The 26,785-nt window shown below is 71.3% G+C and carries 19 protein-coding genes; 10 read left to right on the top strand and 9 right to left on the bottom strand.

The features are described from left to right. Window positions 1–25 precede the first annotated feature (25 nt). The 6 genes from BKE38_RS33695 to BKE38_RS22525 all read right to left on the bottom strand — a co-directional run bounded on the left by BKE38_RS33695 (window position 26) and on the right by BKE38_RS22525 (window position 5,878). Window positions 26–1,051, bottom strand: a complete 1,026-nt coding sequence (locus tag BKE38_RS33695; RefSeq protein WP_076959474.1) for a DUF1190 domain-containing protein — start codon at window positions 1,049–1,051, stop codon at window positions 26–28. 4 nt (window positions 1,052–1,055) lie between these two features. Continuing rightward, window positions 1,056–1,481 carry a DUF350 domain-containing protein gene (locus BKE38_RS22505; protein ID WP_076959475.1) on the bottom strand — a complete coding sequence of 142 codons (426 nt, stop codon included), beginning with the start codon at window positions 1,479–1,481 and terminating at the stop codon, window positions 1,056–1,058. Between the two features lie 17 nt (window positions 1,482–1,498). After that, a complete protein-coding gene (locus BKE38_RS22510; protein WP_131829687.1) occupies window positions 1,499–2,668 on the bottom strand; it encodes a glutathionylspermidine synthase family protein in 1,170 nt (389 codons plus the stop codon). Between the two features lie 8 nt (window positions 2,669–2,676). Continuing rightward, window positions 2,677–3,855, bottom strand: a complete 1,179-nt coding sequence (locus BKE38_RS22515; protein ID WP_083747787.1) for a glutathionylspermidine synthase family protein — start codon at window positions 3,853–3,855, stop codon at window positions 2,677–2,679. A gap of 98 nt (window positions 3,856–3,953) precedes the next feature. Then, window positions 3,954–4,901, bottom strand: coding sequence for a lytic transglycosylase domain-containing protein (locus tag BKE38_RS22520; RefSeq protein WP_083747788.1), 948 nt, complete (start codon window positions 4,899–4,901; stop codon window positions 3,954–3,956). Beyond that, complete coding sequence (locus BKE38_RS22525; protein ID WP_076959477.1) at window positions 4,898–5,878, bottom strand: glutathione S-transferase family protein; 981 nt, start codon at window positions 5,876–5,878, stop codon at window positions 4,898–4,900. The genes BKE38_RS22520 and BKE38_RS22525 overlap by 4 nt, the downstream gene beginning before the upstream one ends. Before the next feature lie 176 nt (window positions 5,879–6,054). Between BKE38_RS22525 and BKE38_RS22530 the strand changes: the two genes are divergently transcribed. Next, a complete protein-coding gene (locus tag BKE38_RS22530; RefSeq protein WP_165694258.1) occupies window positions 6,055–7,641 on the top strand; it encodes a sensor domain-containing diguanylate cyclase in 1,587 nt (528 codons plus the stop codon). Between the two features lie 91 nt (window positions 7,642–7,732). Here BKE38_RS22530 and BKE38_RS32325 read toward each other — a convergent pair whose 3' ends face one another. Beyond that, a complete protein-coding gene (locus tag BKE38_RS32325) occupies window positions 7,733–9,037 on the bottom strand; it encodes a hypothetical protein (RefSeq protein WP_165694259.1) in 1,305 nt (434 codons plus the stop codon). Between the two features lie 207 nt (window positions 9,038–9,244). On the opposite strand from BKE38_RS32325, the gene BKE38_RS22540 reads away from it, so the two are divergent. The 3 genes from BKE38_RS22540 to BKE38_RS22550 are packed head-to-tail and all read left to right on the top strand — an operon-like array spanning window position 9,245 to window position 12,401. Further along, window positions 9,245–10,864, top strand: coding sequence for an ABC transporter substrate-binding protein (locus tag BKE38_RS22540; protein ID WP_076959479.1), 1,620 nt, complete (start codon window positions 9,245–9,247; stop codon window positions 10,862–10,864). Then, the gene (locus BKE38_RS22545) at window positions 10,864–11,616 is read left to right on the top strand and encodes a glycerophosphodiester phosphodiesterase family protein (protein ID WP_076959480.1); all 753 of its coding nucleotides are present in this window, start codon (window positions 10,864–10,866) and stop codon (window positions 11,614–11,616) included. The genes BKE38_RS22540 and BKE38_RS22545 overlap by 1 nt, the downstream gene beginning before the upstream one ends. Beyond that, the gene (locus BKE38_RS22550; RefSeq protein WP_076959481.1) at window positions 11,613–12,401 is read left to right on the top strand and encodes an inositol monophosphatase family protein; all 789 of its coding nucleotides are present in this window, start codon (window positions 11,613–11,615) and stop codon (window positions 12,399–12,401) included. Before BKE38_RS22545 ends, BKE38_RS22550 begins: the two co-directional genes overlap by 4 nt. 18 nt (window positions 12,402–12,419) lie before the next feature. On the opposite strand, the gene BKE38_RS22555 is transcribed toward BKE38_RS22550, so the two are convergent. Both BKE38_RS22555 and BKE38_RS22560 read right to left on the bottom strand, forming a co-directional pair. Beyond that, window positions 12,420–12,965 (bottom strand): NADPH-dependent FMN reductase, encoded by a 546-nt coding sequence (locus BKE38_RS22555; RefSeq protein ID WP_242662545.1) that lies wholly within the window; start codon window positions 12,963–12,965, stop codon window positions 12,420–12,422. Between the two features lie 64 nt (window positions 12,966–13,029). Continuing rightward, window positions 13,030–14,211 (bottom strand): CaiB/BaiF CoA transferase family protein, encoded by a 1,182-nt coding sequence (locus tag BKE38_RS22560; RefSeq protein ID WP_076959483.1) that lies wholly within the window; start codon window positions 14,209–14,211, stop codon window positions 13,030–13,032. Between the two features lie 110 nt (window positions 14,212–14,321). Between BKE38_RS22560 and BKE38_RS22565 the strand changes: the two genes are divergently transcribed. From BKE38_RS22565 to BKE38_RS22590, 6 genes are all read left to right on the top strand, one after another. Next, window positions 14,322–15,242 (top strand): LysR family transcriptional regulator, encoded by a 921-nt coding sequence (locus tag BKE38_RS22565; RefSeq protein ID WP_076959484.1) that lies wholly within the window; start codon window positions 14,322–14,324, stop codon window positions 15,240–15,242. Window positions 15,243–15,339: 97 nt separating this feature from the next. Next, complete coding sequence (ggt, locus tag BKE38_RS22570) at window positions 15,340–17,034, top strand: gamma-glutamyltransferase (protein WP_076959485.1); 1,695 nt, start codon at window positions 15,340–15,342, stop codon at window positions 17,032–17,034. Between the two features lie 68 nt (window positions 17,035–17,102). Beyond that, window positions 17,103–18,710 carry an ABC transporter substrate-binding protein gene (locus BKE38_RS22575; protein ID WP_207553643.1) on the top strand — a complete coding sequence of 536 codons (1,608 nt, stop codon included), beginning with the start codon at window positions 17,103–17,105 and terminating at the stop codon, window positions 18,708–18,710. Between the two features lie 202 nt (window positions 18,711–18,912). Further along, window positions 18,913–21,771: a S8 family serine peptidase gene (locus BKE38_RS22580; protein ID WP_076959486.1), complete on the top strand. Its 2,859-nt coding sequence runs from the start codon at window positions 18,913–18,915 to the stop codon at window positions 21,769–21,771. Between the two features lie 403 nt (window positions 21,772–22,174). After that, complete coding sequence (locus tag BKE38_RS33460) at window positions 22,175–25,777, top strand: glycosyltransferase family 2 protein (RefSeq protein ID WP_076959487.1); 3,603 nt, start codon at window positions 22,175–22,177, stop codon at window positions 25,775–25,777. Next, the gene (locus tag BKE38_RS22590) at window positions 25,764–26,567 is read left to right on the top strand and encodes a glycosyltransferase family 2 protein (RefSeq protein WP_076959488.1); all 804 of its coding nucleotides are present in this window, start codon (window positions 25,764–25,766) and stop codon (window positions 26,565–26,567) included. Before BKE38_RS33460 ends, BKE38_RS22590 begins: the two co-directional genes overlap by 14 nt. Window positions 26,568–26,785 lie beyond the last annotated feature (218 nt).

Genomic DNA, 26,785 nt, shown 5'->3' on the forward strand with positions numbered 1-26,785 from the left:
GGGCTGAGGGCGGGCGGCCATGGCCTCAGCCCCCCGCCGAGAGCGAGCGGCCGGTCGAGCCGAAGCCGGCGCGCGCGACCGTGCCGCTGCTGCGCCCGCTGGCTGTGGTCTCGGAGGAGGCCACCATCCGCCCGGCCGGCCCCAGGCTGCGGCTGCCGCTGTCCCAGGCCTGGGCGGCCGCGCCATGCACGCCCGGGCGGCGGTAGACGGCGACGGGCTGGCGGTCGCCGCTCCAGGACCAGCCCTGGTAGCGCGGCGCGTAGCTGCCGGCATAGCGGCGCTGCCAGCCCTCGTTGTAGCTGCTCCACCAGAAGATGGTGCTGCGTCCGCCGCCGCCACCTCCACCTCCACCTCCACCGCTGCCGCTGTAGCCGCCGGACCCGCCTTCCGCCGTCTGCGCCGTCGCCGGCAGGTCGATGCGCGCCTCGGTGCATTGCCCCCAGACGGCGCGGCAGCTCTCGTCGTCGGCGAAGCGGTTGGCCACCACCAGGGCGCCGCCCTCGCAGCGCTGCCAGTCGGCCTCGCAGGCGGCCTGGTCGCCATAGGTCGGCGCCAGCCGGGCATAGGCGCGGCGCTGGCGGATCGAGGGTGCCAGCCCGTCGCTGGTCGGCGTCGCCACCATGGCCGGCGGCAGCACGCCGCGCAGCGCCCAGGACTGGCCGCGCCGGTCGGTCACCACCGGGCCGGGATCGCCATCCTGGGGGTAGCCGGCGGCGCCGCCGGCCAGCACCGGGCGCCACAGCGCCCCGGCGCCTTGCGTGCCGGCATCGCCTTCGCAGGCGCCGGGGCCGAACTGCATCTCGCAACGCAGCCGGGTCTCGAAATGCGGCCGGGCGGCTTCCTGCTCGCTGCGCGCCAGCCGCTCCAGCGCCGCGCAGCCGGCAGGGTCCGCGCCCAGCCGCTGATGCGCGGCCCTGCATTCGGCCTCGCGCCGCGCGGCGTCCTGCGGCGTGTCGGCCGGCACCGGCGCCTCGTCGCAGGCGGCGACGCCAAGGCCGAGCCCGACCAGCGCCGCGGCGCGGATGGTGGTCGAGCGGCGGCGCGTGGTCACGGCGTCAGCCCGCCATGCAGGCATTGTTCAGGATGCCGGCGCCGATCTGGATGAAGGCGATGAAGACGGCGCCGCCGCCGACCTCGTCGCGCTCGATCTCGCGCCTCAGCCGGCCCTGCAGCAGGATCGACAGCAGCAGGTGGACCAGCAGCTGCACGGCGACGGCGACGGCGCACCAGATCGCCTGGTCGAGCGGCCCGCCGGCGGCGCGCGCCACCGCCGCGATCGGCAGCACCATGCCGACCGCCTTGCCGCCGAAGGCGATGGCGGTGGGCAGGTTGCCTTCGCGCAGCAGCGCCAGCTCCTTCTGTGGCGTCGCCGCGCCGACCAGCATCAGCCCGCCCAGCCAGAAGGCGGCACCCAGCCCGAAGGCGACGGCGAAGTCGAGCAGCGTGGCGGGGAAGAGCGTCAGCAGGTCGGCGGCGGCCATGTCGTTTCGACTCTCTGTCAGGCGGGGCGGAGGATGTGGGGCACGAAGCGGTGGCCGGCATCGGTGATGGGGCCGGTGCTCTCGCGGAAGCCGAGGCCGGCGGCGGCGTCGCCCACCATCCAGACGCTGAGCGCCGCATAGGCGGCGCGGCCCTCATGCGCATGGAAGAAGGGCAGGCGGCAATGCTGCTGGAACAGCAGCGGCGCGCCGGATTCGTGGCTCTGGTTCGGCAGGCTGATGCCCTCGCCATCGCCGCCGCGACAGGGTTTCGCCACGCGGTCGCCGGCGATCGCCGCCGCGTCCAGGCTGGACGGCAGCAGATAGGGGCAGTCCGGAAACATCGTCCACAGAACGGCCAGAAAGGCCTTGTCGGCGAGCAGCCGGGTCCAGGCGGCGGGCAGCAGCCGGGTGCGGTTGACGCCCAGCGTCTCGACATTCGGCTCCTGCTCCATCCAGTGCCAGGGATAGAGCTTCAACAGGGCGGCCAGCGGCTGGTCCTGCTCGTCGGTGAAGGCGCGGGCATCGCCGTCCCAGCCCACCGCCTCGATGCTGCAGAGGCCGAGCGCCACCCCGGCCTCGCGCGCAGTCTCGGCGAGGTACTCGGCGGTGAAGCGTTCGGCGGTATCGCCCGGGCGGCCATCGGCCGTGGTCGCGCCGCCGCAGGCGATGGCGGCGCGCGGCAGCAGCTCCAGCCGCGGCCACTGCGTCAGCAGCTTCTCGTAGATCAGGTTCTCCTGCGAGGCGCCGTTCTGCTCGGCCGCCGGAAACGCCTCGAACCATTCCCACTGCAGATAGGAGGCCTCGGGCAGGCCGAGCGGCCCGTCGGCCTCGTAGTCCAGAAGCTTCGGCGTGCCGTCGGGCGCGAAGGAAAAATCCATCCGCCCGTAGAGCGGCGCCTCGCTGGCCTTCCAGGAGGCGGTGATCGCCGCCTGCATCGCAGCACTTTCGATGGCGAAGGGGGAAAAATCCTGGGTGTCGACGATGGTGGCGACGGCGCGGCGGCACAGCGCCTGCAGCGTCTCCGCCGCCTTCAGCAGCGCGGCCGCCGGCTGGGCGCCGATCTGATAGGCCGCCTGGCTTTCCCAATAGGGCAGGCCTTCATCATTGGCGACCAGCAGGCCGAGCTGGTCGAGACGCCGGCGGAATGGCGCCGGTGTCGCGAGCGGGATGCGGGTGAAAGGCGGCATGGCGGCGCTCACAGCACGGTATGCGGCACGAAATGATCCTCCAGCGTCGTCACCAGCGCCCGGCCCTCGCGGATGCCGAGGCCCGCCGCGCGGCCGCCCACCATCCAGACGCCCATCACCGGATAGCCCGGGCCGTCCGGCGTCGGATGCGCGGGCAGCGGCGCCCATTGCTGCCAGATGGTGGGGCTCGCCGGCAGCGCCTCGGGCAGCGGGGTGGAGGCGGCGGCGCCCGGACCTTCGATGCGCATGCCATGGCCCTCGAGGCCCAGCGCCGGCTTGCCGATCGCCGGCCCCTCGACGGCCCCGCGGTCGAGCGAGGCCGGCAGCAGCAGCGGATGCCCGGGGAACAGCGACCAGAGCTCCGCCAGCATCGCCTTGTTGGCGGCCAGCATGCGGCGGGCGGGCTCGATGAAGCGGCTGCGGCTGCCGGGCAGCAGGGCGCCGCCTTCCTCTGCCTCCATCCAGTCCCAGGGATAGAGCTTGAAGCAGCTTTCGATCGGATCGCCGGAAGGCTCGACCAGCTGGCCCTCGGCGTCGCGGGAGATCTTCTCGATATCGATGAAGGCGCCATCGAGCCCCGCGGCCCGGGCCGTCGCCATCAGATAGGCGACCTGGGCGACCTCGTCCTCGCGCGCGGCCTCGGCGGCGAAATGCACGCGGCCCGAGAGCCCCATCGCGGGCCAGCGCGCCACCAGCGCGTCGTCGATGCCGTTCCACTGGTCGCTTCCCGGCCTTTCTGCCAGCTCCTCGAACCAGGCGAGCTGCACCACCGCGGCTTCCAGCAGGGCGGCCGGGGTCTCCGCATTGTACTCGTAGAGCTTGATGCCGCCGCGGCGGTCGAGGCGGAAGTCGAAGCGGCCGTAGAGCGTCGGCTCGCCCGCGTGATGCGAGCGCTCGACCAGCGCCGCCAGCCGGTCGGAGAAGCCGAAGCCGCGATAGTCGCCGCGCCGGACGACGCGGTCCGACGCCTCGGCGATCATGCCTTCCAGGACATTGGCGGCGGCTTCCAGCGCGTCGACGGTCTCGGGCGTCAGCGCATAGCAGGCGTCGCGCACCCAGTATTCGCGGCCCTCCGGCGTGTGGAAGCCGAAGCCCAGCGCCTCGGCCCGGTGCGGGAAGGCGTCGTCGCGCGGCAGGGCCAGGCGCCGGATGGCGGCCGCCGTCTGCCCAGGCGTCACCAGCCCCATGCGCCGCTTTCGTTGCTCTTTTGCACGAGGCGAAAGGAGCCGGCTGAGCGCCGCCAAGTCAAGCCGAGGGCCGATCACAGCCCCGCCATGGCTCGGCTTCAGATGCCGGGCACCGGCAGGCAGGGACGGCCGCGCTGCGCCAGATCCTGGCAGGCGGCCTGGGCGTCGTCGGCCGAGAGGCCGATGACGCGGGCGCGGTACAGCCCGCCGGGGCCGGCGGAAACCTCGGGGCGGGTGCCGGGCAGCTCGGCCCCCGCAGCCTCGGCGGTCTGGCGGGCGCTGTCGGGATCGGCGAAGGCGCCGAGCTGCAGGCCCCAGCCTCCGGCGGCGGCAGAGGCGGCGGGCGCCGTGGCCACCACGCTGCCCGGGGCCAGGGCGCCGGGCGCTGCCGCCGGATCGGGCGCCGGGGCGGCATAAGGGACGCCAGGCGCCGCCGCCATCTCCACCGTCGCCGGCCCGAGCCGCGGCGCGATGCGGGCGACGTAGGTCTCGGTCTCGTCGGGCAGGATCTTGGCGCCGCTCAGATAGAAGGCGACGCGGTCCGGGCCGGCATTATAGGCCGCCAGGAACAGCGGCGAGCCGAAGCGGTCATACATTTCGCGCAGATAGGCGGTGCCGGCCAGGATGTTGTCGCGCGGCGCATAGGCGTCCATCCCCAGGCCAAGCCGCGGGCGCAGCAGGTCATAGGTCTGCGGCATCACCTGCATCAGCCCCATGGCGCCGGCGGGCGAGGTGATCAGCGACCCGTCCGCGGCATAGAGCCGGCCGCCGGATTCCTGGCGCATCACCTCGCGGATCCAGTTCTCCGGGAAGGCGAAGCGGGCGGCCGCCTCGCGGATATAGGGGCCCCAAGGATCGTCCGGCGGGCCCGGGACCGGATAGGCGCCGGCCGCCTGGGCGCGGTACTGCCGGGCCTCGCTGCGGTTGGCATTCAGGTCGTAGCCATAGTCGCCGCTGCCGCCATAGCCGCGGCGGCCGTCCCAGGCGGGCTGCGCCGCGCAGCCGGCCAGCGCCAGGCCTGCCGCCAGGAACAGGGCCGGCTTCATGCGGGCGGAAAGCCGCGGCTGGGCAGCGCCTCGAAGTCCAGCAGCGGGCCTTCGGGAACAATGCCGGTCGGATTGATGCGGTCGTGGCTCATGTAGTAGTGGCGCTTGATGTGGTCGAAATCGGTGGTCTCGCGGATGCCGGGCATCTGGTAGAGCTCGCGCGTGTAGGACCACAGCGCCGGATAGTCGACCAGTCGCCGCAGGTTGCACTTGAAGTGGCCGACATAGACGGCGTCGAAGCGCAGCAGCGTGGTGAACAGCCGCCAGTCGGCCTCGGTCAGCACCTCGCCGCAGAGGAAGCGCTGCCGCGACAGCATGTCCTCCAGCCAGTCCAGGCTGGCGAAAAGCGGATGCAGCGCCTCGGCATAGGCCTCCTGGCTGGTGGCGAAGCCGGCCTTGTAGACGCCGTTGTTCACCGTGTCGTAGATGCGGGCGTTCAGCGCGTCGATGCGGGGCCGCAGCGCCTCCGGGTAGTAGTCGCCAGGCGTTGCGCCGACCCCGTCGAAGGCGCTGTTGAACATCCGGATGATCTCGGAGCTCTCGTTGCTGACGATGCAGCGCTGCGCGCGGTCCCACAGCACCGGCACGGTCGCCGTGCCGGAGTATCCAGGGTCGTCGCGGGTGTAGATCTCATGCACCGCCCGCGCCCCCTCGGGGTCGGGGATGACGCCGGGGGCGGCTTCGAAGGTCCAGCCCTGGTCGGCCATCAGCCAGTGGGTGACGGCCAGGCCCACCATCCCCTCCAGCCCCTTGAGGCGGCGGAAGATCACCGTCCGATGCGCCCAGGGGCAGGCGCGGGCGACGTAGAGGAAATATCGGCCGGGCTCGGCGCGGAAGCCGCCCCGGCCGGAGGGGCCAGGGCTGCCATCGGCCGTGATCCAGTTGCGGCGCTGGGCGGCCGCGCGGTCGAAGCGGCCCTGGCGGCTGGCATGGCCCCAGCCGCTCCGCCATTCGCCGCGGTCGAGGTAACCAGCCATGAACCCTCCTGCGCCATCCTGTGGGCGGATCCAGCCTTGCCACCGGCGCCGCGCAGGGTCCAGCCCGTCGGCTCGGCCGTTGCGCAGGCGATGATGGCCGGCGCCGGGCAAGCTTGCGTGAAGACGCGCCGGGGCAGGGTGAACTTTCTCGCCCGATGCGGCTTAAGAACCTCAGGATGCAGGACGTCGCGAGAAATCCCGCCCCCGCCGCCGAAGGCGTGCCTCCGCCCTCGGACGATGCCGTGGCGCGCCAGGCCGCCCGGCTGACCCGGCGCGTCGGCTGGCTGACCGCCGTCAGCATGGTGGTGATGGCGGCGATCCTGGCCGCCGGCGCCGCCACCCTCTGGCAGGAGCGGCAGGACGCCTGGCGCCGCGCCGAGCGTGAGGCCGGCAACCTGGCCTTCGCGCTGGAGCGCGACATCGCCCGCAACTTCCACTACCTGGACCTGTCGCTGCAGGGCGCCGCCGCCGCCCTGGCCCAGCCCGGGCTGAACGACGCGGAGCCCGAGGTGCGCCAGATGGCGCTGTTCGACCGCGCCGTCACCGCGCAGTATCTGGGCTCGATCCTGGTGCTGGACACGCTGGGCCAGGTGCGGGAGGCCTCGGTGCAGCTGCCGGTGCCGCCGCTGCAGCTGGCCGACCGCGACTATTTCGCCGCGCACCGCGCCGAGCCCGATCTCGGCCTCTATGTCAGCCGCCCCTATCGCAGCCGGCTGCGCCAGGGCGACGCCAGCATCGCGCTCAGCCGCCGGCTGGACACCCCCGACGGCCGCTTCGACGGGGTGGTCATGGGGGCGCTGCGGCTGGCCTATTTCCACGACATGTTCAGCCGGCTCGACCTCGGCCGCGACAGCGCCGTCTCCTTCTTCGGCACCGACGGGCGGATGATCGTCCGCCACCCGGCGCGGGAGGACGATCTCGGCCGCGACCTGTCGCAGGCGCCGACCGTGCAGTACATGGCGGCCCGCCAGTCCGGCAGCTTCGTCGGCACCGCGGTGACCGACGGCATCCGCCGGCTCTACGCCTTCCGCCAGGTGGGGGAGCTGCCGCTGGTGGTCAGCGTCGCCTTCTCGGTCGAGCAGATCTATGCCGCCTGGTGGCGCCGCGCGCTGATCTTCGGGCCGCTGCTGGCGCTGCTCTGCGCCGCGGTCGCCGGCCTCGGCCTGGTGTTCCGCCGCGAGATGCTGCGGCGGCTGGCGGCCGAGCGGGCGCTGGCGGGGCTCGCGCAGCGGCTGGCGACGCTGGCCGCGACCGACGGGCTGACAGGGCTGGCCAACCGCCGGCAGTTCGACGAGGCCCTGGCCGAAGCCTGGCGCCGCGCCGAGGCGGGACAGGGGCTGGCGCTGCTGCTGGTCGATGCCGACTGCTTCAAGGCCTATAACGACCGCTATGGCCACCAGGAGGGCGACCGGATCCTGCGCGCCATCGCCGCCGCGATCGGTGTCACCGCCAAGCGCGCCGGCGACGTCGCGGCGCGCTATGGTGGCGAGGAATTCGCGGTCCTCCTGCCGGCGACAGGACCCGAGGCCGCGGCCCACGTCGCCGAGGCGCTGCGCCGCCGGGTGCATGCGCTGGACCTGCCGCATGCCGATGCCCCGGCCGGGCGGGTGACCATCAGCATCGGCGTCGCCGCCCTGCCGCCCGGCGCCAGGGCGCCGGGGGCGGCGGCCTGCCTGGTGGAGGCGGCCGATGCCGCGCTCTATGCCGCCAAGCGGCAGGGGCGCGACCGGGTGGCGCTGGCGGGGGCCTTGCAGGCCGCCTAGCAGGCCCTTGGCCGGGGGGTGGCATCGCCGATCACCCGATCCAGGAAACGGCGGGAGCGGGCTGCCCCAAGCCTTCCCCAGGCTATGGACCCTAGCGGCGCCGGCTGCTGCGCTGCCCTTCCGGCTCCTGCTTCAGGTAGTTGTTGCCGTTGATGACCAGCAGCCCGTCCGAGCCGCGATCGGCCATGAAGATGCTCTGCACCTCGCGCGCGCCGTCGTCGCCGATCAGCGTCAGGCGATAGCCGTCGATCTCGTAGCGCCCGGCGGTGACCGGGCGGTCGCTGCCGGTGGTGACCCCGGTGGTGCTGCCGCCGATGCTGTTGGTCATGCTGGCGCCGGAGAAGCCGCTGCGGGTGAAGCGCCCGTCCGGGGTCAGCTGCAGATGGCGCTCGACCGCGACCGAGCCCGAGCTGAAGGCGCCGGTGCCGACGGAGGCGAAGAAGTAGCGCCAGGTGCCGGACAGCCGGGTCCCGGCCGGAATCGGCGGAATGCGGCGATAGTCGCGGCTGCCGATCTTCAGGTCGTCGCCGTTGCGGGCGAAGTCGTCGCTGTCGCGCTCCAGCACGCCATAGCCGCGGCGCACCTCCAGCCGCTCGATCTGGCTGCCCGCCAGCCGGTAGAAGCCGCAATCCGAGGGCGTCGCCGCGCAATGCGCCTGGAGCGTCATGCCGTCCTTCGGGATCTCGGTGCTGTAGAGGCCGGAAGGATCGAAGACGGTGATGTTGTTGTCGGCGTAGAAATCGGTGCCGCCGAAGGCATTGGGGCGGATGCCGGTGTCGAGATAGCTGTAGATGCCGTCCAGCCCGCCGGCGCCGCGCGGCGGCGTCAGCCGGAAGGGCTCGTCGTCGGGCGCCAGCAGCAAGCTGCGGATCATCGCCTCGTACTGCGCCTCCGCCTCGCGGCGCTGGTCGCGCTCCATGTTCATCATCACCAGTTGCGAGAAGTGGTAGCCGGCCGGGGTGCCGATGCCGACGAAATTGCCGCTGAGGCTGACATCGTTGCGCCGGCCGCAGCAGCGCTCCTCGAAGATGATCGCGTGGCCGTTGGTGGTGATGCCCTGGCCCTTGATCAGCGGCCGCTCGCGCGTGAGCTCGGGCAGGCCGGCGGCGATGAACTGGGCGAAGGCGGCGGGCAGGGGGGCGCCCTGCGCGGGCTTGGCGACCGACAGCTGGATCAGCGCCGTGCCGGTCTTGCGGCGGCCGCGGGAATCGGTGGTGACGTAGCTGCGCTGCAGGATCACCCCGTCGCGGGCGTCACGGCGGGTCCAGCCTTCGGCGATCTCGAAGCGCATGCCGCCGAATTCCTGCGGCGTCGCGGCCGGCGCCGGCGTCGCGGCGCAAAGGGCGAGGACCGCCAGCATCGGCAGGAATTTTCGTGTCGGGAGGCGGCGCGGCACCTTAGGCTCCTGTCCTGGGCTTCGGGGCCACCAGCCTGGGCAGGGCCGGTGACCCCGGGCAAATCAGCATCGCGCCAGCCGGACAGGTGGCGCGATCACGCTTGCGCGCGGCGCTGTCATCGATCCGACGCGCAACCGTCACGGCCCTGTCAAAGCCAGCGTCTAAGGCAGCGCGTCTTTCTTCCCCCCGTGTCGCGGAGGCGCCCGATGACCTTCTCCCGCCGTTCCCTGCTGCTGGCGCCCGCCGCGCTGCTGCCGCTGTCCCGCCCTGCGCTGTCGCAGAGCGCCGCCGACAGCCGGCCCACCATCACCGTCGCTGTCCAGAAGCTGGCCAATTCCAACACGCTGGAGCCGCTGCGCGAGAGCTCCAATGTCGGGACCCGGCTGATGGCCTCCTATGCCGAGACGCTGATGGCGCAGGACTGGCTGGGCGACCTGACCTTGCAGCCGGGCCTGGCCACCGCCTGGCGCCGCATCGACGACCGGGTGCTGGAGGTGACGCTGCGCCCCGGCGTGCGCTTCCATGACGGCCGCGAGATGACGGCCGAAGACGTCGCTTTCTCTTTCGGCGCGGAGCGGATGGGGTCGGGCGTCGCCGCGTCGGGGGGCAACCTGTTCGGCAGCGTCCCCGGCCGCACCGCCGGCAAGGCGCCGCCGCCGGAGACGGCCGCCATCGCCCGCCGGTCCTTCCCCGGGCTGGTCGCGGTGGAGATCCGCGACGCCCAGACGGTCCGCCTGGTGCATGACCGGCCGACGCCCGCGATCGAGGGGCGCTTCGCTCAGCTCGCCGCCATGATCGTCAGCCGGGCCGCCTTCGAGGCCGCCCCCACCTGGCTGGACTGGGCCCGCCGCCCGGTCGGCACCGGCCCCTATGCCATCGCCGAGTTCCGCCCCGACCAGCTGCTGCGCCTGGTGGCGCACGACGCCTATTGGGGCGGCCGGCCGCCGCTGAAGGAAATCCGCTTCGTCGAGGTGCCGGAGGTGTCCTCCCGCCTCAACATGCTGGCCTCGGGCGAGGCCGACTTCGCCTGCGACGTGCCGCCCGACCTGATCGAGGAGGTGGAGCGCCGCCCGCGCCAGCATGTCGTCGGCGGGCTGATCATGAACATGCGGCTGTCGGTCTTCGACAAGACCAATCCGGTGCTGGCCGATGCCCGCATCCGCCGCGCCCTGACCCACAGCATCGACCGGCAGAGCATCGTCGACGCGCTCTGGGGCGGCCGCACCAGCATCCCGCGCGGGGAACAGTTCGAATTCTATGGCGAGATGTACCAGTCCGACTGGAACGTCCCCGCCTTCAACCCGGACGAGGCCAAGCGGCTTTTGAAGGAAAGCGGCTACAAGGGCGACCCGATCCCCTACCGCCTGTTGAACAACTACTATACCGGCCAGGTCACCACGGCGCAGATCCTGGTCGAGGGCTGGCGCGCGGTCGGGCTGAACGTGCAGATCGAGACGCGGGAGAATTTTTCTCAGGTCTTGTCGAAGGAAGGCGCGCGCGGCATCTGGGACTGGTCGAACAGCGCCGCCTTCAACGACCCCACCGCCTCCATGCCGCGTGCCCATGGTCCCGAGGGCCAGCAATGGCAGGTCGGCGCCTGGCGCAACGAGGAGTTCGGAAAACTGTGCGCGGTGCTGGACGGCTCGGTCGACCAGGCCGAGCGCCGCCGCGCCTTCCGCCGCATGCTGGAGATCGCCGAGCGCGAGGATCCCGCCTATAGCGTGCTGCACCAGACGGTGAACTTCACCGCCAAGCGCCGCGACCTGCCCTGGAAGCCCGGCCAGTCCTTCGGCATGGACTTTCGGGCGAGCAACTGGAAAGCCTGATGACCACGCAGATCGCCGCCCATCGGGGTGGAGCCATTCTTTGGACTGAGAATTCGCGGAACGCCTTCCGCAGGGCTTCGGCCTTGCCCGTGGAGCAGGTCGAGTTCGACGTGCATCTCTCGGCCGACGACGCCGTGATGGTGCTGCATGACGCGACGCTGGAGCGCACCACGGAGGGGCAGGGGCCGCTCCGCGCGCAGACCGCCGCCGCGCTGACAGCCATCCGGCTGAAGGGCACGGATGGCGAGACCATCCCGACACTGGAAGAAGTGCTGGACCTCTTCGCGCCGACGCCGCTGGTGCCGCGCATCGAGCTGAAGCGCGACGCCGAGGGCCGCGCCTATCCCGGCCTGCTGCCGCGCGTCGTCGCGGCGCTGGAGGCGCGCGGGCTGCTGGGTCGGACGGTGATCACCTCCTTCGACCTGGCCCAGGCGGCGGCCGCGGCGGCCAGCAGGCGCTTCGCCCGGCCGTCGATCTGGCTGGTGTCGCTGGCGTGCTGGAAGGATCTGGGCGCGGCGGGCGTCGCCGGCGCGGTGCGGGGCGCCGGCGTCACCGCGGTCGGGCTGCACCAGAGCGTCTGCGATGCCAACAGCCTGGACGCGCTGCGCTGCGAGAATCTCGGCGTCGGCGCCTGGGCGGTGAACGGGCCGGCCACCATCCGCCGCATCCTGGCGCTTGGCGTCGACGTCTTCACCACCGATGATCCCGTGACCGCCCTCGAGGCGCGTCGCGCGCTGCAGGAATCCGCATGACCGAATTGAGTGACCGCCTGTCCGTCGCTGGCCGCCTGGCGCAGGAGGCCGCCGCCATGGCGCTGCGCCTCCGCCCCAAGGCCGGCGACGCCGTGCTGAAATCCGAGGGTCTCGGCCAGGACTGGCTGACCGAGGCCGACGGCGCCGTCGAACGCTTCCTGTCCGAAGAACTGCTGAAAGCCTTCCCGGAAGACGGCTTCCAGGGCGAGGAAGCCGGGCTGCACCGGGAAGGCACGCTGCGCTGGGTGGTCGATCCGATCGACGGCACCTCGAACTTCGCGCATGGCGGGCAGCGCTGGTGCGTCTCGATCGGGCTGGTGGGGGATGGCGAGGCGCTGCTCGGCGCCATCTGCGCGCCGCAGCTGGACCAGCTGTTCCTGGCCCGGAAGGGGCAGGGCGCCACGCTGAACGGGGCGCCGATCCGCGCCGCCGCCACGGCCCGGCTGGACCGCGCCATGGTCGAATGCGGCTGGTCGCCGCGGCGGCCGGACGCGCTCTTCCAGGCGATGGTGCAGAAGGTGATGGGGCAGGGCGCCATGCTGCGCGCCGGCGGTTCGGGCACGCTGGGCCTGGCCGATGTCGCGGCCGGCACCCAGGACGCCTATGTCGAGCTGCACATCAACCTGTGGGACGTCGCCGCCGCGCTGGTGGTGCTGGCCGAGGCCGGCGCGCGGGTCAGCCCCTTCATCGCCCAGGCGGACGCCGCCGGTGGCGCGCCCATCCTGGCGGCGGCGCCATCGATCGCGGAAGAGCTCTCCGCCCTGTCGGGGATCAGCCTGGGATAAGGACGGAACCGCGGCGGCTCAGCGCAGCCGCCGCGCCAGGTCGATCAGCCGCTCCAGATGGGCAGCCAGGAACTTCTGGGTGGCCTCGTCGGTCAGCCGGCCCTCGGTGTCGAATTTCTGGGCGGAATGGCCGACCATGACCTCGGCGCCGGGGACGACGAAGGCGCCCATCGCCGTCAGCACATGCTTCAGCTGGTAGTGCGCGACCCCGGTGCCGAGCGCGCCCGGGCTGACGCCGACCACCCCCACGGCCTTGCCCGCCAGCGGTGCCGCGGGCGGCCGCGACACCCAGTCCAGCGCGTTCTTCAGCACGCCGGAGAAGGAGCGGTTGTATTCCGGCGTCGCGATCAGCACGGCATCGGCGGCGGCGACCGCCCGGCGCAGCGCCTCGACCGGGGCTGGATAGCCCTGCTGCCGCACGTCGTCGTCATACATGGGGATATCGGCCAGGCCGTGCAGGATCAGGCTGGCGCCGGCCGGCAGCAGCTGGCCGGCGGCGCGCAGCAAAGCGGTGTTGGTCGATTGCCGGCGCAGGCTGCCGGAGATGGCCAGGATGGTCGTCATCGCCATGTCTCCCTTCGGGATGTCGGCGCCGACTATCGACCCGGCCGCGCCCGCGGGGCAAGCCTCAGCCGGGCGGCGCCGTGGCGGCGGCGATCTCGGCCTCGGACAGGCCGGCCTCGCGCAGGATTTCCGCGGTGTGCTCGCCGAGGCGCGGGGCGAGGCGGGAGGGCTCGGGCTGGCTGGCGCTCCAGCGGCTGGCGACCTTCATGCCGCGCACCGGGCCTTCGGCCGGGTGGTCTTCCTCGGTGAAGAAGCCGACGGCCGCCAGATGCGGGTCCTCCACCAGGCTGTCCAGCGTGTGCAGCGGCGTGTGCGGGATGCCGGCGGCGTCCAGCAGCACTTCCCATTCGGCGGTCGGCCGGGTGGCCAGGATCGCCGCGAGCTCGGCGCAGATCGCGTCGGTGTGGCGGATCCGGCTGGCGTGACTGGCGAAGCGCGGATCGGCCGCCAGGTCCGGCCGGTCGATGGCGCCGAAAAAACTGCGCCAATGCTTGTCGTTGTAGATCAGCACGCAGAGATGCCCGTCGGCGGTGGCATAGGGCCGGCGGTTCGGCGTCAGCAGCCTGGCATAGCCGCCCTGGTCCAATGCCGGGCGATGCGTCATGCCGCCCAGATGGTCGCCCAGCACGAAGCTGGCCATGGTCTCGAACATCGGGATCTCGATGCTCTGGCCCTCGCCGGTGCGGCTGCGGTGCTGCAGCGCGCCCAGCACGGCGATGGCGGCATGCAGCCCGACGATCCGGTCGGCGATATTGACCGGCACGTAGCGCGGGGTGCCGCCGCCGCTTTGCGCCATCAGCGACGGGATGCCGGCGATGCCCTGCATCAGGTCGTCATAGGCCGGCCGCGCCGCATAGGGCCCGTCCTGGCCGAAGCCGAAGGCCCCGGCATGGATGATCGCCGGGTTGACCGCCGCCAGTGCCGCATAATCCAGCCCGAGCCGCGCCATGGCCTGGGGCCGCAGGTTGTGGATCAGCACATCGGCGCTTTCGGCCAGCTTCAGCAGCGCGGCGCGCGCCTCGGGGCGCTTCAGGTCAAGGACGATGCTGCGCTTGCTGCGGTTGGCATGCAGGAAGAGGCCACCCATCTCGCCGCTGCGGCTGGGGCCCACCTGGCGCAGGATGTCGCCCTCGGGGCTTTCCACCTTGATCACCTCGGCGCCCATGTCGCCCAGGACCGAGGTGGCATAGGGCCCCATCACCACCGTGGTCAGGTCCAGGATCCGGATTCCCGCAAGCGGTCCCATTGTTCTTCCCGTTTTGACTGGCGACGTGACGCCCAGATTGCGGCCTCCGACGCCATTGGTCCAATATGCCGGCAGCGCATTCGCCATAAGCCGGAGTTCTCAGAAAAAAGATGCCTGCGGGACGCCGTCCGACACGGGCGCGGCTGGAGCTGCGCCACCTGCGCTATTTCCTGGCCGTCGCCGAGGAGCTGCATTACGGCCGCGCCGCCGAGCGGCTGAAGATCGCCCAGCCCGGCCTCAGCCAGCAGATCCGGGCGCTGGAAGACATCGTCGGCGCCGCGCTGTTCGACCGTTCCCGCCGCGCGGTGCAGCTGACGCTCGCCGGCGAGCTGCTGCTGGGCGAGGCCAGGAAGACGCTGGCCCAGGCCGAGGCGGCGCTGGTGGCAGCGCGGCGGGCCGGGCGGGGCGAGGTCGGGCGCATCGCCATCGGCTACACGGCCTCGGCCGCCTATACCGGCGTGCTGACCTCGCTGGTCGGCAGCTTCCGGGAGGCGCATCCGGAGGTCGAGCTGCAGATCACCGAGATGGAGATGCAGCGCCAGCTGGACGCCATCGCCGAGGACCGGCTGGACATCGGCTTCATCCGCCCGCCGGTGGCCCTGCCGCTGGGCGTCGCCAGCCTGGCGCTGCTGCAGGAGCCGGTGCTGCTGGCCCTGCCGGACCGCCATCCGCTCGCCGGGCAGGACAGCGCCATCGATCTCGCGGATCTGGCGGGTGAGAGCTTCATCACCCCGCAGCATGGCCCCTCGGTCAGCTTCCACCGCCACACGCTGGAGGCGGCGCGGGCCGCCGGTTTCACCCCGCGCATGGGGCCGCAGGGGCGGGATTTCGTCACCATCGTCAGCATGGTGGCGGTGGGGCTGGGCGTCGCGCTGGTGCCGCGATCACTGCGCTGCGTCCAGGTGCCGGGCTTGGCCTATCGCCCGCTCGCCGGGCCGCCGGTGCTGGCCGAGCTGGCGCTGGCGCATCGCCGGACCGAAGGGTCGCCGGCTGCCCGCAATTTCGTCCGCCATGCCCGGGCGCAGCTCTGAGACGTCGGACTTATCGAATCTCGTCCAGCCACGTATTGGACTGATCCGGAAAAGCGTCGCGATACTCGGTCGGATCGTTGACCAGGATCGCCGCCCCATGACCGAGAATTGGCGCGCCCGCGCCGGCACCCCCTTCGCCTGCGAGAAGACGCCGGTCACCGCCGAGCGCGGCATGGCGGTCACCAACCACCCGCTGGCCTCCGCCGCCGCCATGGAGATGATGGCGATGGGCGGCAATGCCATCGACGCGACGGTGGCCTCGCTGTTCACCCTGACCGTGGTCGAGCCGATGATGGTCGGCTTCTTCGGCGGCGGCGTCGCCGTCATCCGCCTGGCCGATGGGCGCGAGGTGGTGATCGACAGCCTCTCCACCGCGCCGGCGCTGTCGCGGCCGGACCAGTACACCCCGGTTTCCGACACCTGGCCGGACTATATGGAGACGGAGAACCGCGCCAACCGCCGCGGCCCGCTGGCCATCGCCGTGCCGGGGACGCTGAAGGGCTGGTGCGAGGCGCTCGAGCGCTTCGGCACCCTGCCGCTGGCCGCCGTGCTGGAACCCGCCATCCGCCATGCCCGCCGCGGCTTTGAGGTGACGCCGTATCTGGCCGCCTGCATCGTGGAGAGCGCCATCGACCTGGCCCTCGACCCGGCCATGGCGGCGATGTTCCTTCCCAATGGCGAGCCGCTGAAGGCCGGCAGCCGCATCACCATGCCGGATTACGCCGCGACGCTGGAGGGCCTGGCCGCCGAAGGGCCAGGCTGGCTCTATGGCGGCGCGTTGGGCAAGAAGGTCGCGGCCTGGCTGGAGCAGCAGGGCTCGCCGATGCGCCTGGCCGATCTCGAGGCCTATCGCACGGTGGAGCGCGCGCCCGTCCGCGGCACCTATCGCGGCGTCGAGCTGGTCGGCCCGCCGCCGCCCTGCTCGGGGGGCGTGCATGTGCTGCAGATGCTGAACCTGATGGAGGGCTTCGACCTGCGCGCCTCCGGCTTCGGCACGGTGGAGACGCTGCATCTGGTGATCGAGGCGCTGAAGATCGCCGCCGCCGACCGCCGGGCCGCCACCGCCGACCCCGCCTTCGTCGACGTCCCCGTCGAGAAGCTGACCTCGAAAGCCTATGCCGAGCTGCGGCGGCCCGAGATCGCCCTCGACCGCGCCGGGAATTTCGGTGCCCGCATCCTGAGCAATGAATCGGCCAACACGACGCATGTCACCATCGCCGATGCGGCGGGCAACATCGTCACCTCGACCCAGACGATCAACAGCCTGTTCGGCGCGCGGGTGATGATCCCGGGCACCGGCATCATCCCCAACAACTACATGTATCTCTTCGACCCGCATCCGGGGAACGCGCTGTCGCTGCAGCCGGGCAAGCGGATCACCAGCGGCATCTCGGCCATGCTCGGGCATCGCGACGGGCGGCCATTGTTCGCCGTCGGCCTGCCGGGGGCGCATCGCATCCCCTCGGCGGTGTTCCAGTTCGTGCTGAACGTCGTCGACCACGGCATGTCCTGGCAGGAGGCGGTGGAGGCCCCCCGCGTCTTCACCCATGGCCAGGATGCCGAGGTCGAGCGCGGCTTTCCGGCCGAGGTGCATGCGGGGCTCGCGGCTCTCGGCCACCAGGTCACCCCGGTCGACCATGTGGCGGGCGGCATGGGCGCCATCGGCTTCGCGGGCGCGGCCATGACCGGCGCCGCCTGCTGGCGCGCCGACGGCGTGGCCATGGGCATGGGCGGCGGGCTGGCGCGCGCCGGCACCTCCTTCTGGCCCGACCCGCGCCGCCGCGCCAACTGACGCGCTTGCCGGCCGCGGCCTCGGGTCGCAGCCTTCCCGCTTCCCTCTCTCTGCCGGAGAACCGAACCATGGCTTTGCTCACCACGCGACGCGGCCTGATGCAGGCCGGACTGGGAGGGGGCGCCGCCCTCGCCGCCGGCCTGCCGCTGGCGGCGCCGGCCCTGGCGCAGGGCGCGGGCGGCAACCGGCGGGTGCTGAAGGCGGTGATGCATGCGACGCTGGGCGTGGTCGATCCCTATGCGACCACGGCCTATATCACCCGCAACCATGGCTATCTGGTCTATGACACGCTCTTCGCCATGGATGCGCAGATGCGGCCGCAGCCGCAGATGGTGCAGGACTGGACCCGCTCCGAGGACGGGCTGACCTACACCTTCCGCCTGCGCGAGGGGCTGAAGTTTCATGACGGCGCGCCGGTGACCTCGGCCGATTGCGTCGCCTCGCTAAGCCGCTGGTGGCGGCGCGACCTGATGGGCACGCGGCTGATGAACGCCACGGCCTCGCTGGAGCCGGTGGACGACCGCAGCTTCCGTCTCGTCCTGAAGCACCCCTATGGGCTGGTGCTGGAGACGCTGGGCAAGCCCGGTGGTCCCGTCCCCTTCATCCTGCCCAAGCGCCTGGTCGACATCCCGGCCGACCAGCGGATCACCGAGGTGGTGGGGTCGGGACCCTTCCGCTTCGTCGCCAGCGAATACCGCTCCGGCGACCGCGTGGTCTATGAGCGTTTTTCTGACTACCGCCCGCGCAGCGAGCCGGCCAGCGGCCTCGCCGGCGGCAAGGTGGTGCATTTCGACCGCGTCGAATGGCTGGAGATCGCCGACCAGCAGACGGCCGCCAATGCGCTGGCCACCGGCGAGGTCCAGGTGATGGAGAATGTCGGCCCCGACCAGATGCTGCTGCTGCGCCGCAACCGCCAGGTGGTGATGCGGCCGCGCGGCATCGGCAACTCCCTGCTGATGCGGCTGAACTGGGCGCAGGCGCCGTTCAACAACAAGAAGGTGCGCCAGGCCGTCATGATGGCGGTGAACCAGGCCGACTACCTGGCGGCGCAGATCGGCGACGACAGCCTCAGCCGCGAGTGCCACGCCTTCTTCACCTGCGATTCCCCCTATGCCACCGAGGTCGGCGCGGTGCTGAAGCCCGACTTCGCCGCGGCGCAGCGCCTGCTGAAGGAGAGCGGCTACAACAACGAGAAGGTCGTCATCCTGCATCCGGCGGACCTGGCCTCTGGCAGCGCGCTGGCGCCGGTGACCGAGCAGCTGCTGAAGAAGCTGGGGATGAACGTCCAGGTCGACAGCATGGACTGGAACAGCCTGCTGGCCCGGCGCAACAAGCCCGATCCCGTCGAGCAGGGCGGCTGGAGCATCGCCTGGGGGATCTGGAGCGACCTCGACCTGATGAGCCCGATCATCAACCTGAATGTCGATGGCCGCGGCCGCCGCGGCTATATCGGCTGGGCCGAGAGCGCCGAGATGGAGCGGCTGCGCGACGCCTTCGCGCTCGAGCCGGACCAGGCCAAGCAGATGCAGCTGGTCGAGCAGATGCAGCGCATCGCCTTCGACGAGGTCTTCGCCATCCCGCTGGGCTCCTACAAGGTGATCACCGGCCATGTCGCCAGCCTGCGCGACGTGGTGGCCGAGCAGGTGCTGGTCTTCTGGAACATGAAGATAGCCTGAAGCTTGACGGGGGGGGTTGCGAATTGCCGCGTCGGCGATTCGCAACCTCCGCGGGAAAGCCATTAAAAAACAGATGTAAAAGCGCGGTTTCTGCAAAAGAATCTTGGAGTGGCGGCCGGATCTTCATATTCCGGTCACCACCGCGTGATCCAGTGCGGCCCCTCAACGACAACCTCGTCGCTGCGCAGGAATCGCCCCCCGGATGGCCAGCTTCAACGACCCGGGCTACGGCCTGCAGTGGCAGCTGCGCGGCGGCACGGGCATCAACCTGTCGCCGCTCTACGGCCAGTATTCCGGCGCCGGCATCCGCATCGGCCTGGTCGACACCTTCCCCGACCTGTCCAACCCCGAGCTTGCCAACCGCTTCGACCTGACGCGCACCGGCTGGGCCTCGGGCCAGACCACGCTGGACGACGGCACCGAAGGCTCGCAGCACGGCAGCCAGGTGGCGCTGGTGCTCGGCGCGCGCGCCAACAACGGCTATGAGCGCGTGGGCGCCGCCTTCGGAGCCAGCCTGGTCGCCTTCGCCTTCGACAGCCGCTCCTACCGGACCGTCGCGCAGGAAACAGAGATGCTCGCCCTGCAATGGCAGGTCGATGTCTCCAACAATTCCTGGAGCCGCTCGGGCGAGCATTTCCGCGACAATTTCGGCGACCCCGCCTATGCCGGCGCCGCCGCCGCGATCGCCGATGCGGCGGCGCGCGGGCGCTGGGGGCTGGGCACGGTGATCGTCCGCTCGGCCGGCAATGACGGCGCCTATGGCGACGACGTCAACACCCACAGCTATTCCAACAACCGCTACACCATGACCATCGGCGCGACCGACGGGGCGGGCCAGGTGCAGGGCTTCTCCAACCCGGGCGCCGCGCTGCTGGCGGTGGCCCCGGCGGCCGTCACCTCCTGGGCAGCGCCGCTGGCCAGCGCGACCGCGGCGCTGATGCTCGAGGCCAATGCCAATCTCGGCTATCGCGACGTGCAGGCGATCATCGCCATGACCGCGCGCATCACCGACGCGGCCCGGGCCAACTGGAGCTTCAACGCCGCCGACGACTGGAATGGCGGCGGCATGCATGTCGCCCGCAGCGCCGGCTTCGGGCTGATCGACGCCCGCGCCGCGGTGCGGCTGGCGGAATCCTGGACGCTGCAGAACCACGTCTACAACCTGCGGCAGGCCAGCGCCGGCGGGGCTGGCATGGCGCTGGCGGATGGCGGCAGCAGCTATGCCACCGCCTTCGTCGACGCGCCGCTGCGGGTCGAGCGGGCGGAGCTCACCATCGACCTCGCCCATGCGCTGATCGGCGACCTGCGCATCCTGCTGTTCTCGCCCTCGGGCACGTCCAGCGTGCTGCTCGACCGGCTGCACCAGGGACAATACGATTCCCCGACCGACCGGCTGACCTTCACCCTGGCCAGCACGCATTTCCTGGGCGAGGCGGCCGGCGGCGGCTGGGTGCTGCGCATCGACGACGCCGCCGGCGGCGGCCAGGGCCAGCTGCTGGGCTGGCAGCTGACCCTGCTGGGCGGCGCCGCCAGCGCCGACACCCAGCTGGTCTTCACCGACGAGTTCACCCTGCTGGCGGCGCAGGATCCGTCCCGCGCCGTGCTGCATGACGCCGGCGGCGAGGACACGCTCAACACGGCGGCGGTCAGCAGCGGCTCCTGGATCGACCTGGCGCCGGGCATGGTCAGCCGCATCGCAGGGCAGGGGGTGACGCTCGCCGCCGGCACGGTGATCGAGCATGCCATCGGCGGCGACGGCGCCGACGTGCTGCTGGGCACCGACGGGCCGAACCGGCTGCAGGGCGGCCGCGGCTTCGACACCCTGTATGGCCGCGCCGGCGACGACGTGCTCTGGGGCGGCGCCGGCAACGACCGGCTGGTCGGCGGCCCCGGGCAGGACTGGCTGGATGGCGGCACCGGCGCCGACCGCATGGAGGGCGGGCCCGGCGATGACAGCTATGTCGTCGACCATGCCGGCGATCGCGTGGTGGAGCTGGCCGGCGAGGGCTATGACACCGTGCATGCCTGGGTCAACCACCGCCTGTCCGAGGCGGTCGAGCAGCTGCTGCTGCAAGGCCAGGCGCGTGCCGGCACCGGCAACGCCACCGCCAACACGATCCTCGGCAACGATCTGGCCAATATCCTGCGCGGCCTCGGCGGCGACGACCGGCTCGAGGGCGGCGCCGGCGACGACCAGCTCTCCGGCGGCGCGGGAGCCGACCTGCTGTTCGGCGGCGCCGGCGCCGACCGGATGCTGGGCGGCGGCGGCAACGACGTCTATCTGGTCGACGATCCCGGCGACCGGGTGGTCGAGCTGCGCTTCGGCGGCTTCGACCGGGTGCAGTCCTGGATCAGCTACGCCCTGCCGGTGAATGTCGAGCATCTGGAGCTGCAGGGCGCCGCGGCGCTGGAGGGGCGGGGCAATGCCTCGGCCAACGACATCAGCGGCAATGCGGCGGCGAACCGGCTCTGGGGCTTCGCCGGCAACGACCGGCTGTTCGGCGGCGCCGGCGACGACCGCCTCTGGGGTGGCGAGGGGCGCGACCTGCTGGAGGGCGGCAGCGGCGCCGACCGCATGGCCGGCGGTCTCGGCGACGACATCTATATCGTCGACGATGCCGGCGACCAGGTGGTGGAACTGGCCGGGCAGGGCATCGACACGGTGCGCGCCTGGATCAGCTACAGCCTGACCGCGGCGGTGGAGCGGCTGGAGCTGCAGGGCGGCGCTGACCTCGACGCCCGCGGCAATGCCCTGGCCAATGTCATCATCGGCAATGCCGGGGACAACCGGATCGACGGGGCGGCTGGCAACGACGTGCTGACCGGCGGCGACGGCGCCGACACCTTTGTCTTCTCGGCCGGCAGCGGCGCGGACCGCATCACCGACTTCGACGCGGGCGAGGGGGACCGCCTGCTGCTGCGCGGCTTCGCCGTCCAGAGCTGGGAGGCGCTGCAGCCCTATCTGCGCACCGAGGGCGACGGGACGCTGCTGGCGCTCGGCGCCTCGACCCTGCGCCTGGAGCACGCGGCGCTGACGGCGCAGGACGTCTTCTTTGCTTGAGAGAGTGTGAGGGACGGAACCCGGTCACAGCGCCGGACGGCGGGTTGCGTGGAGAGAAAAATCAAGTATCCGATGATGTCGGCTGCGAAGTAAATTCATCTCTATAGCAAAAATATTAACTTGCCACTTTCCAAGATCAAATCTTCCAAAACAGAGGCAGAATTTCAACAACTACTCTTTTGATCAAAGAATAGATGTGGTTCTGTCATCCATCACTTCCGCATGCGCCCCGATAAACAAATCTTTAACGGGTGAACGCTCTTGCACAAGCCGGGTGTGCCCAGGGTAAAACTGCGCTAAGAGTTGCGCCGACCGGTCAAGGCTCGGCTTTCCGGCCTGGAAACCTGCGGGCTGCCGGGCAGGGAGCTGTGGCGCGGCCTCGTGGAAGGATAGAGAAGCCTCTATGAACAAACCCGTCTCGATGCGTTTTCTTCAGCGCATTGCCGGCTATCCTCCTGGGGTCCAGTCGCTGCTGCAGCAGCCTGTCACCGATGCTTTGATCACCGAGTATTTTGTCCTGCTGCGTGGCGCGGCGCCCAGCCGCAGCGGCGGCGCCGCCGAGGCCGACGGCATGCTGGCCGATGCGCTGCTGGCCCGGCTGATCGGATCGCGGCATTTCCTGCGCCATGCCGACCAGATCTTCAAGGCGCTGCGCAGCGGCGGCGGCGAGAGCGAGATCCCGGTGAGCGAGGCGGTCGACACCATCCTCGCGCGCTTCGCCGACCTTGAGCAGCCCTATTGCTACAAGTTCCTCGAGGCGTCGGTGGCCGAGCCGGACTCCGAGCTCGGCGCGGTGCTGCGCAAGCTGCTCCGCCTCATCGACGTCTACCGCCTGATCAAGGGGTCCGCGGCGCAGACGGTGGGCGAGGTCATCGCCGGCCTGGTCGCGACGGCGGAGCAGCCCGGCGTGCTGCCGGCGCTGAACGGGGTGCTGGCGGCGGCGAAGCTGCCCACCCATTTCCCAGTCGCCGGCGAGCCGGCCCTGGAGGCCGAGGCGGCCGGCCTGGCCCAGCATCTGCTGAAGCCCTTCGATGCCAGGCACGGGCTGACCGCCGATGAGGAAGACTTCCTCCGCGCCATCGCCCGCAGCCAGTCGCACGGCTTCGCCCGCGCCCTGACCCCGCCGCAGCCGCTGCTGGTCCTGCTGGAGAGCGGCATCCCGGCGGCGGGGTGGGAGGCGCTGAAGGCCTTGCACCTCGTCGCCGACGTGCTGCCGTGGGCGCAGCAGGCGCCGGGCGCGCCGGCCAGCCGCAAGCTGGTGCTGTGCCGCGAGGTCCCGGCCTCGCCGCTGATCGCCGCCCTCATGGGCAGCCTGCAGCTCGACGACGGCGCCGCGATCGGCATCACCAGCAAGTCCCGCCTGTCGCGCGGCGGCTGGGCCAAGCACGTCGTCGGCTATCCCGAGGACATGTCGGGCGCCGAGCAGGCCGGGCGCCTGCTGGGCCTCACCGCGGCGCCGGGCGACGAGACGACGGAAGAGCTCTTTGCCCTGCAGCTGCTGATGCCCTCGCGCGCCGGCGCGGCGGCGCCGTCGGTCACCCCGGCCGAGGCCTTCGCCCTGGTCGTCTGCGAGGATCCGGCCGTCGATTTGGCGGCCTATGTCAATATCGACAAATGCCTGGTCTTCCGCGGCCTGGCGGCGCTGGTGGAAGGGCTGGCGGCGCCGGAGGCGCGGCTGCTGCCCAAGCCGGTGCTGTTCGTCGACCGCTGGACGCCCAGCGATCCCGACTACCTGGTCGAGGCGGTGCAGAAGTTCTGGTCCTATGGCGGCCGGTACCTGACCTCCTGCTTTGCCCTGGCGCATGACAGCAGTGCCGGGACCCTCGCGGTCAACCTGCCGCAGCGCGACGGCCTGGCGCTGCTGGCCCTGCGCAGCGCCTGCGTGGTGCCGATGGCGGCGATCCTGGCCGACCCGGCCGCCGCCGCCGCGCGCTTCGCCGGGCTTCTGGTGACGCCGCTCGGCCCGCCGGGCATCGCCTATGCCAGCCGGCTCGCCCTGACCGAGACCGCGCTGCCGCGGATGCGCCGGCATGTCGCCGGACTGCCGCTGCCCGCCGGAACGCATGACGACATCTTCCTGCTCGGCAGCATCGACCAGAAATACGTGGCAGGCTTCGACCTGGCGGTGCACTGGCCGCTGGAGAGGCTCGCCGCGCCGATCCTGCGCCACCACGCCGCGCTGCGCCACGCCATGCTCAGCTTCGTCGAGGATCCGACGGCGAAGGGCGCTTCCGCCGCGCTGCGCAGCCTCGACGTCGCCTCGCCGGATGCGCTGGCCCTGGCGCAGGAGGCCGACGACTTCGCCTGCCGTCTGTCGGAGCGGCCCGACATCATCCTGGCCCTGCCCGCCGACCAGCTGATGACCTATTTCACCCTGGCGCGCCAGGCGCGGCAGGCCGACCGCATCGCCGCCAACCTGGCGGTCTATGCGCAGGAGATCTGCGTCAAGGACGTCTCCTACATCGTCCCCTTCTTCGAGCTGCTGGCCTGCTGCCTGCCGCGGCACCGCCTGCTGGTGGTGCTGGCCTTCGTCATCAGCGGCCGCTCCGGCAACCGCAAGTTCCTGTTCCGCATCGCCGAATGCCTGCGCCGCTACGGCGATGAGTCGGTGATGCTGCTGTGCCTCGGCATGCTCCAGCGCAACGATCCCGCGGCGCTGCAGGAGAGGGCCATCCTGCGCTGCTTCCACGCGCTGCTCGGCTCCGAGCTGGCGCCGGCGCTGGCGGCGGTGACGCATGCGCGGCTGCTGGCCGATATCGCGGCGACGGTGGATTTCCCGACCCGCTTCCGCCAGGCGGTGGTCGCCGGCGACCGCCGCGCCGTCTACCAGCTGGCCGCCGAGGCGCTGGACGTCTCCAGCATCGAGTTCGTCAAGCTGATGGACGGCATGCGCAGCCTGAGCAACGAGCTGCGCGCCCTCGCGCTGGAGGCCATCACCATTCCCGGCCAGCGCGGCCTGCACCACCGCAAGCTGGCCGCCGTCGTGCTGTCCGACCGCGCCACCCTGCTGGAGCTGAAGGCGGCCGACTTCCTTTCCGCCCGCTCCGACATCAACGCCGTCGCCCACACCATCCTGGGTGACAATGCCATGCTGAACGAGATCGTCGCCGAGCGCTTCGCCGGCACCACGGCGCGTCCCTTCGCCATCGAGGGCGACAGCGCCGAGGAGGTCTTCGCCAATGCCTCGCGCCAGCTCGGCGGCGCCGGGCTGGCGAAGACGCCGGGGCCGCTGGTCTCGGTCGTCGTGTCGGCCTTCAACCCCGACATCGCCCTGCTGCGCCGCTCGCTGCAGTCGCTGCGCGACCAGACCCATGCGGCGGTCGAGATCTTCCTGGTCGACGATGCCAGCGCCGCCGAGTCCAGTGCCGCCATCCAGGCGCTGCTGCAGAGCGAATTCCCGGAGGTGAAGTACCGTCGCCTCGACGCCAACCGCGGCCCCTATGTCGGGCGCAATCTGGCGATCGCCGAAGCCGCCGGCGCGTTCATCGCCATCCAGGACGCCGACGACTGGTCGCATCCGGAGCGCTTCGCGCTGCAGGTCGCGGCCTTCGCGGCCCATCCGACGGCGCAGCTGGTCTCGACCCCGCATATCCGCATCGACCGCTACGGCGCGGTGCAGATGGAGATGGACTTCGCCATCTTCGGCGATGGGCCGATGACCTCGATGTTCCGCAGAAGCGCCTTCGAGCGGCTCGGCGTCTTCGCCGAGGTGCGCTCGCGCGGCGACGTCGAGATGCGCGACCGCATCCAGAGCTATTTCGGCGGCCAGGCGATCCAGCTGCTGCAGGCGCCACCGATGCTGTGCTTCGCCGCCTCGACGACGCTGTCGCAGAAGACCAAAACGGAGAACGCCGAATATCTGCAGCTGTTCCGCACGCAGATCAGCCGCCGCCGCTCGCTGCGCAACCTGCGCCGCGACGGCCTCGGCATCGACGCTGGCCACCGGACCATCCTGCCTTTCCCGCTGCGTGCCTTCCAGGAGGATGACGCCCATGCCGCGTCCTAAGATCGACGTCTCGCTCACTTCGATCAGCTCGCGGATGGGCACCATCTGCGAGACCCTACAGTCGATCCTCGACCAGGACTATGACGGCGAGCTGCAGCTGCATCTGCATCTGTCGCCCGAGCCCTATCTGCTGGATGCCGGCGTGCCGACCCTGCCGCGCGCGCTGCAGGCGCTGAAGCGCCGCGCGGGCGAGCGGCTGCAGATCCATGAAGGCCCGAATTTCGGCCCCTACCGGAAGCTGCTGCCCTATCTGCACCGCAACTGGGGCCTGTCCAAGCTGGTGGTCACGGCCGACGACGACACCATCTACCCGGCCGACTGGCTGCGCGGTCTGGTCGACGCCTACCTGACCTATGGCTGCGTCATCGCCTCGCGCGGGCACCGGATCATCGTCAAGGACAACAAGATCGCGCCCTATCGCAGCTGGATGGGCACGCGGATCGACGAGAATCCGAGCCACTTCATCCTGCCCACCGGCAAGGACGGCATCCTCTACAACACCGCCTTCTTCCCGATCGGCGTGCTGAACATCGAGGAGGCGCTGAAGCTGGCGCCGACCGCCGACGACCTGTGGTTCCGCTGGCACCTGGCGGCCAGTGGCGTGCAGACCTTCATCCTCAACATGGACTATCGCAGCAGCACCTTCGTCGAGACCGACTACGAGAGCAGCCTCTACCTGAACTTCAACCGCGGCGGGGCCAACGACGTCGCCATCGCCTCGCTGGAGACGCATTTCGAGGAGAGTTTCGGGTTCACCCTGGGGGCGATCAGCGCCGGCGAGCCGGCCTGATGCCAGGCGGCGCCGGAAGACCCGCGGCGCCGCGCCCCGCTTCGCCTGGCCCTCTTGGACCTGGCCCTCTTGGACTTGGCCCTCTTGGACTTGGCCCTCTTGGACCTGATCCGGCGATCCGCCCGGCCGTCGAGGCCGATCTTCCCGGCCTGCTCGCCTTGCTGGGGCAGCTCAACCCGGAGGATTCGCGGCCCTCGCCCGACGCTGCCGCGGCAGCG

Origin of the sequence: Teichococcus deserti, from assembly GCF_001982615.1 — a bacterium.
In the GTDB taxonomy this organism is placed as follows: Bacteria; Pseudomonadota; Alphaproteobacteria; order Acetobacterales; family Acetobacteraceae; genus Pseudoroseomonas; species Pseudoroseomonas deserti.